Origin of the sequence: Paraburkholderia sp., assembly GCF_034668105.1 — a bacterium.
Lineage (GTDB): Bacteria > Pseudomonadota > Gammaproteobacteria > Burkholderiales > Burkholderiaceae > Paraburkholderia.
The window spans coordinates 1-7,376 of record NZ_JAXDPY010000563.1; the positions used below are offsets into that span (position 1 = coordinate 1).

The following is a 7,376-nucleotide window of genomic DNA, read 5'->3' on the forward strand; positions in this document are numbered from 1 at the left end:
GCGGTGGCTGCGCCGGCCACGCAGTTGCTCGACGTGACGAACGGATAGGTGCCGTGGTCGATGTCGAGCAGCGTGCCTTGCGCGCCTTCGAACAGCAGATTGTTGCCTGCCGCGTTTTCGTCGTACAGACGGCGCGACACGTCGGTCACCATCGGCTTCAGACGGTCGGCATAGCTCAGCATCGTGTCGAGCGTTTGCTGGAAATCGACCGCCGCGACGCCCAGGTATTGCGTCAGCACGAAGTTGTGGTAGTCGAGGTTTTCACGCAGACGTTCGGCGAAAGTTTCCGGCTCGAACAGGTCCTGCACGCGCAAACCGCGGCGCGCCACCTTGTCTTCGTAAGCCGGGCCAATGCCGCGGCCGGTGGTGCCGATCTTGCTCGCGCCACGGCGCGCTTCGCGGCCCTGGTCGATGGCAATGTGGTACGGCAGGATCAGGGTGGTGGCTTCGGAAATGAAGAGGCGATTCTGAACATCGACCCCGGCGGCTTCGAGCTCGCCAATTTCCTTGAACAACGCTTCCGGCGACAACACGACGCCATTGCCGATGTAGCACGCGACGCCAGGATGCATGATGCCCGACGGAATCAGACGCAAGATGGTTTTCTTGCCGCCGATGATAAGCGTGTGACCGGCATTGTGACCGCCCTGGAAGCGAACGACGCCTTGAGCGTGGTCCGTCAGCCAGTCGACGATCTTGCCCTTGCCTTCATCACCCCACTGGGTCCCCACGACGACGACGTTGCGCCCGGGGTTCACATTCACTGCGCTGGCAGACATGTTGTTTCGTAAGCTGGTTAAAAACGTATTCTACCTATGTTCGCGGAACCTTCCGAATTTTTCCGTTTCCGCTCAACGGTATGCACGTTATGGTGGGACTATCGAAAATAGCGCGGCGGATGGCCGCGCCGGATCTGGCGACGCTTTGGACGCCTTCTGAAATGCCTTCGGGACGGCCCCTCAGGCGATCGATCGGCTCGCGCTCAGGGACGCGGTTCGACAACCCATGTGCCGTTGCGCTCGACCAACACGCGGTCGCAGGCGAACTCGTCGAGATCGTGCTCGTGCCCCGGCAGTGCCTGAATCACGACTTCGCCGGCGTCACGCAATGCGGCGACGCTCACGCGCAGCGCCTCATCATGCTGCCACGGCGCGAGAATCGCGCTGCTGCGGGCTTCGACCGGGGAAATACGCGCCACTTCACGCAGATCGAGCGAAAAGCCCGTGGCCGCGCGCGCACGACCGTAGGCCTGGCCGACGTGGTCGTAACGGCCGCCGCGCGCAACCGCATTCGGCACGCCGTCGACATACGCCGAAAACATCACACCGCTGTGGTACGCATAGCCGCGCAAATCGGCCAGATCGATCATCACCTCGGCGCCATCGACCTGGTTTGCGAGGAACGCGAGGTCGTCGAGCGCGCGGGCGATGGCCGGTGCGTTCGGCAGACGCGCACGGGCTTCGTCGAGCACCGACGCGTCGCCGTACAGCGTGGGGAGCGAGCGCAACGCGTCCCGCGTGACCGGCGTGAGATTGGCCGTCAATTCGATGAGGCGCGGCACATCCTTGCCGGCCAATGCGTCGTAAAGCGCTTGACCCAATTCGGCAGCGGCGGGCTCCGCTTCGATCAGCGCGGCGAGCACACCGGCATGACACAAATCGAGCCGCACTTTCGCGAGGCCCGCGAGACGCAGCGCATCGAGCATCAACTGCTGGATTTCCAGATCCGCTTCGAGACCCGCGTGACCATAGATCTCGGCGCCGATCTGGATCTGCTCACGCGTGGCATGCAGCCCGCGCGGACGCGTGTGCGCGACATTGCCGGCATAGCAAAGACGCGTCACGCCCTGGCGGTTCAGCAGGTGCGCATCGATTCGCGCGACCTGCGGCGTAATGTCCGCGCGCAGACCGAGCGTGCGGCCGGACAACTGATCGACGAGCTTGAAAGTGCGCAGATTCAGATCGTGCCCGCCGCCGGTAAGCAGCGACTCGAGGTACTCGAGCAGCGGCGGCATCACCATCTCGTAGCCGTACGAGCGGAAACGGTCCAGCAAATGGCGCCGCAACTCTTCGATCTTGCGGGCTTCCGACGGCAGCACGTCGGCAATATTCTCGGGAAGTAACCAGGTCGACATCGATACAGTCCTACGACGTTGAACACGGCGGCTGGGTGCGCCGGTAAGTGAGTGTGAATGGCGGGCGGCGGCGCTATTTTGGCGGCTGTCGCGGGCATCGGAACCGCCCTTCGGGCCTTTGTTCGTTCAGCCGGCCTTGGCCCGTGCCGCTGGGCTCGTGGTTGCCACGCATATCGCCATCAAGGCAACGGCGCGCGGCGATGGGCGCCGCCCAGCGCCCTTTCAAGTCACGATAAACAGCAGAATCAATCCGAGCACCATCACGATCAGGCCGCCGATGCGAATCTGATGTGGCGGCCGTTCCGCTATTTTACGGAACGTCTCACGCCAGGCACTCGGAAAAACGAAGGGAAACATCCCTTCGATAATCAGCATCAATGCGATCGCGAGCAGTAACGAGCCGGCTATGTCCATGCGAATCAAGGGCCGCGATGCGGATGCCGCGGCGTTCCGGTTATTGGTGTTTGCGCGGTGCCGCGGAAGCGTCCGGCGCAGCGCCGCCGGTCGGACTACGCATGAAGCGGAAGAACTCGCTGCTCGGGTCGACCACGATCACGTCGCCCGGCTTGAAGATGTTCTTGTACGCCTGCATGCTTTGATAAAACTCGTAGAACTGCGGATCGCTGCCATAGGCCTCGGCGGCGATTTCCGCCGCCTTGGCATCGCCCTCGCCCTTGATGGTCTGCGCCTGACGATAGCCGTCCGCGAGAATCGCCTGTTGCTGGCCGACCGCGTCCGCCTTGATCTGGTCGGCCTCGGCCGTGCCCTTCGCGCGTTCGTCGGCCGCGGCCTGCTGGCGCGCGGCGATCATCCGCTTGTAGACCGAGTCGGCCATCGCCGCCGGGAAATCGACGCGTGTCAGTTGCAGGTCGACCACGGCAACGCCCAGCGATGCCGCGGCTTTGTCCATCGTGCCGCGTGCTTCGTCGGCAACGGTTTGCTGCTTCGCGAGCGCATCGGTCAGCGTGACCTTGCCGAACGCGTCGCCAAGCGCGCTGCGAGACAGCAACGCCAGACGGTCCGCCAGGCTTTGCACGTCGCCCCGGGTCTCGGCGAGCAGCTTCAGCGGATCGGTCACACGATATTTGATGACCGGGTTGACCAGCAGATCGCTCTTGTCCGACGTGACATAGCGATCTTCATCCGGCGCATCGAGCGACTGAATGCGGCTGTCCACCAGCGTGACCGTTTGCAGCGGCGGCGGCAGCTTCACATGCAGACCGGGGCCGAGCAATACGGGCGCGGTGTCGCCATGCGATGACAGCACGGCCATGTGCCGCTGATCGACTACGAATACCATCGACGATGCGGCGAACAGGACGATGACGACAGCAACGACGAGCGCAATGATCTTGTTCATGATGTGCGCTCCTTATTGAACGTTGTCTTCGCGCATACGGCTGCGGAAGGAGTCGCGTGAACGCAATGCGTCGCTGCTGGCTGCAGCCTGGCTGGCAGGCGTTGCAACCGCGGCAGGTGCGGACGCGGCGGCAGCGGGTGCCGTAGCAGAGGGCGCGGCGGCGCTGCTCGTGGCTGGCGGCACGGCAGCACCCGACGCAGCGGCAGCACCTGAAGCGGCCGCGGCAGCGTCGGCAACGCGCTGGCGCGTCTGCTCGACCAGCTTGTCGAGCGGCAGATACAGCACGTTGTTGCCGCTCTTGCCGTCCACAAACACCTTGGTCGTATTCGAATAGATCCGCTGCATGGTATCCATGTACATGCGCTCGCGAATCACAGCGGGCGCTTTCGAGTACTGCGCATAGACCTGCTTGAAGCGATCAGCGTCGCCTTGCGCCTCTGCCACGGTCTTGTCGCTATACGTTTTCGCTTCATCGATCCGGCGTGCGACGTCGGCCTGCGCGCGCGGCAGCAGATCGGCGGCATAGGCCTGCGCGTCACGTTTGGCGCGCTCGTTGTCCTGACGCACTTTGGCCGCGTCGTCGAAAGCGGCTTGCACCCGATCGGGCACCTGCACGCCCTGAATCGTCACACCGGTCACAGCGAGTCCCGACTGGTATTCATCCAGGGATTGCTGGATCGACGCCACCAGTTGCTGGCGAATTGTTTCGCGATCCTGATAGAGGATGTCGTTCGTGCTGCGCGCACCGACGATGCTACGCACCGCCGCCTGCGCGGCCTGCATCACGCTCTGATCGGGATCGACGCTGCGGAACAGATAATCGGTCGGCTTGCTCACCTGATACTGCACGGCAAAGCGTACGTCGACGATATCGGCGTCGTGCGTGAGCATCGACGCGTCTTTCACATTGGCGAGGCGCACCACATTGTTGCGGCCGATCTCCACCTGGCGGATCTGGCCGATATTGACGAGCTCATGCGCCTCGAAAGGATACGGCAGGCGCCAATGCACACCCTGCCCCGCGGTATAGCGATACTTGCCAAACTGCATCACGACCCCGGCCTGGCCATCTTGCACGACGAACACGCCACTGCCGAGATAGATCGCAACCAACACGCCGATCACGATGCCCATGCCGATGCGCGCGCCGCGACCGTTATCCGGACGGCCACCACCCGCACCGCCGCCCTTGCGGCCGAATACCCGGCTCAAACGGCGGTTGAAATCCCGCCACATCTCGTCGAGATCGGGCGGCCCCTCACCGTCTTTGGTGGGCGGACGCTTGGGTTCGTTGGGTCGTTGGCGCTCGCCATTACCGTCGCCCCGGCCCCAGCGCGGATCGTTCAGTGACAGCATGGCGCGCATGCGCAGCCAGATACTCCGCTCGTTGTAATCGTTCACCTGTGTTCGTTCACCAGAGTAGACAGCGGGTCAGTGCAATTGGAGCGGGTCAGTGCCCGAGTTCTGTGACCTTGTGGTCGTCGCGCGGTGCTGCCGACCGGTCTTCTTCCGACTGATCGAACAATGTATCGGGAAGAGATTCGGCAGTAGCGATTTCAGCGATGGCAGCGCGCAATGTATCCAGCCCTTGTCCCGTGCGCGCGCTCAAAAAGACGCGCGAAATATTACCATACTCATCCCGCTCGACCGCGTCGCCACGGGCCGCCAACTCCGGCACGGCGTCGATCTTGTTGAACACCAGCACCTGGCGGATGGTGTCCGCACCGATTGCGTGCAACACCTCGTTCACCTGATCGATCTGATCGAGGCGTACGGCGCTCGACGCGTCGACCACATGCAGCAGCAGGTCGGCGTGAATGGTTTCCTCGAGCGTGGCGCGGAAAGCCGCTACCAGTTGGTGAGGCAGTTCACGGATGAAACCGACCGTGTCCGACACCACCACCTGGCCGGCTTCGTCGCCGAGATAGACACGGCGGGACGTGGTGTCCAGCGTGGCGAACAGTTGGTCGGCGGCATACGCCTGGGCCTTGGTCAGCGCATTGAAAAGCGTGGATTTGCCCGCGTTCGTATAGCCGACGAGCGACACGGACATGGTCTGGTTACGGCTGCGCGCGCGGCGCTGCGTGCCATGCTGACGGCGCAGCTTTTCGAGCCGGGTCTTCAGCGCCTTGATGCGTTCGCCGATCAAACGGCGGTCAGTTTCGAGCTGCGTTTCGCCTGGGCCCCGCAAACCGATACCGCCTTTCTGCCGTTCGAGGTGGGTCCATGCGCGGATTAGCCGCGTCGACAGATACTGCAACTGCGCGAGCTCCACCTGCAGCTTGCCTTCATGGCTGCGGGCGCGTTGCGCAAAAATATCGAGAATGAGGCTGGTGCGATCGATCACGCGGCGGTTAAGCGCCTGCTCCAGATTGCGCTGCTGCGCAGGGGCCAGAGCGTGATTGAAAATGACGAGTTCGATGTCGTTCGCCTCACACGCAAGACGCAGTTCTTCGGCCTTACCGCTGCCGACGAACATCTTGGCATCGGGACTGGACCGGCGCCCCGTGAGGGTGACTAAGGGATTCGCGCCCGCGCTTTGCGCGAGCAGGCTGAGTTCTTCGAGACTGGCTTCGAAATCGATCTTACCGAAGTCGATGCCGACAAGCGCTGCATTGATCAAATTGGAGGGTATCAAAATAAGGCGGCCGGGAGTAATCGCCAACGGGCGACGCTGCGCCGGCCGCGGACGGGGGTTAGGACTGTTCGGAATCCGGGTGGAAATTCACCGGACGGGCAGGCACGACCGTAGAAATTGCGTGCTTGTAGACCATCTGAGTGACCGTGTTCCGGAGCAACACGACGTACTGGTCGAACGATTCGATGTTCCCTTGAAGCTTGATGCCGTTGACCAGGTAGATCGACACCGGCACATGCTCTTTACGCAGTGCGTTCAAAAACGGGTCTTGTAACAATTGCCCTTTGTTGCTCATAGCAAACTCCGTATTTTTTTGCAGGTTGACTGAATTGACGACGAAGAAAAAGAGATCCGCCGTCAACCGCTACACTATAGCCGATTTTCATTTCTGCGCGCCGGCCCGGCCTGGCGGCCAAACCCAGCACACACGCGGTTTTCAGCCTGGCTTCAGCCTTTGTCCGCGTAAGGGTTCGTCGACGATCTGAACTCTATGCGCAATGGAGTCCCAGTCAGCTTGAAAGTTTCCCTGAAGCGGTTTTCGAGGTAGCGTTTGTACGTTTCGGTGATCGCGTCGAGCGCGTTACCGTGAATCACGATGATCGGCGGATTCTGTCCGCCCTGGTGCGCGTAACGCAGTTTCGGACGCACCGGACCACGGCGGCGCGGCTGCTGGAATTCGACGGCATCGATAAGCGCGCGCGTCAGCTTCGGCGTCGGCAGCTTGGCCATGGCCGCCGCGTAAGCGTCGTCGACCGAACGCATCAGCGGACCAATTCCGGTTTTTTCCGCGGCGGAAATGAAATGGAATTTGGCGAAGTCGAGAAATTTTAGTTTGCGCTCGAGGTCCGCCTTCGTGCGTTCGCGCACATGCGGATCGAGACCGTCCCACTTGTTCACGCCCACTACCAGCGCACGGCCCTGCTCCACCACGAAGCCGGCGATGTGCGCGTCCTGCTCCGAGATGTCCTGGCGCGCGTCGAGCAGCAGGATCACGACGTTCGCGTCCGAAATCGACTGCAGCGTTTTCACCACCGAGAATTTCTCGATCGCCTCGAACACCTTGCCGCGGCGACGCAAACCCGCCGTGTCGATCAGCGTGTACGGCTTGCCCTGACGTTCGAAATCGACGTAGATCGAATCGCGCGTCGTTCCCGGCATGTCGAATGCGATCACGCGCTCTTCGCCGACCAGCGCGTTGATCAACGTCGACTTGCCGACGTTCGGCCGGCCGACGATCGCGATCT

At 62.3% G+C, this 7,376-nt stretch carries 8 protein-coding genes; all 8 read right to left on the reverse strand.

The window, feature by feature from the left end; translation table 11 throughout:
• Positions 1–779: adenylosuccinate synthetase (locus tag QOC89_RS24945; protein ID WP_323047455.1), on the reverse strand; the 779-nt coding region annotated here is incomplete at its 3' end.
• A 203-nt stretch (positions 780–982) separates the two neighbouring features.
• Positions 983–2,134, reverse strand: a complete 1,152-nt coding sequence (locus QOC89_RS24950; protein ID WP_323047456.1) for an ATP phosphoribosyltransferase regulatory subunit — start codon at positions 2,132–2,134, stop codon at positions 983–985.
• Between the two features lie 222 nt (positions 2,135–2,356).
• Positions 2,357–2,548, reverse strand: a complete 192-nt coding sequence (locus QOC89_RS24955) for a DUF2065 domain-containing protein (RefSeq protein ID WP_323047457.1) — start codon at positions 2,546–2,548, stop codon at positions 2,357–2,359.
• Positions 2,549–2,588: 40 nt separating this feature from the next.
• Positions 2,589–3,494, reverse strand: coding sequence for a protease modulator HflC (locus QOC89_RS24960; RefSeq protein WP_323047458.1), 906 nt, complete (start codon positions 3,492–3,494; stop codon positions 2,589–2,591).
• A gap of 12 nt (positions 3,495–3,506) precedes the next feature.
• The gene (gene hflK, locus QOC89_RS24965; RefSeq protein WP_323047459.1) at positions 3,507–4,895 is read right to left on the reverse strand and encodes an FtsH protease activity modulator HflK; all 1,389 of its coding nucleotides are present in this window, start codon (positions 4,893–4,895) and stop codon (positions 3,507–3,509) included.
• Between the two features lie 49 nt (positions 4,896–4,944).
• Positions 4,945–6,117: a GTPase HflX gene (gene hflX / locus QOC89_RS24970; RefSeq protein ID WP_323047461.1), complete on the reverse strand. Its 1,173-nt coding sequence runs from the start codon at positions 6,115–6,117 to the stop codon at positions 4,945–4,947.
• 73 nt (positions 6,118–6,190) lie between these two features.
• Entirely contained in the window at positions 6,191–6,427 is a 237-nt protein-coding gene (gene hfq / locus QOC89_RS24975) for an RNA chaperone Hfq (protein ID WP_006051315.1), read from the reverse strand.
• Between the two features lie 152 nt (positions 6,428–6,579).
• Positions 6,580–7,376: ribosome biogenesis GTPase Der (gene der, locus QOC89_RS24980; protein WP_323047460.1), on the reverse strand; the 797-nt coding region annotated here is incomplete at its 5' end.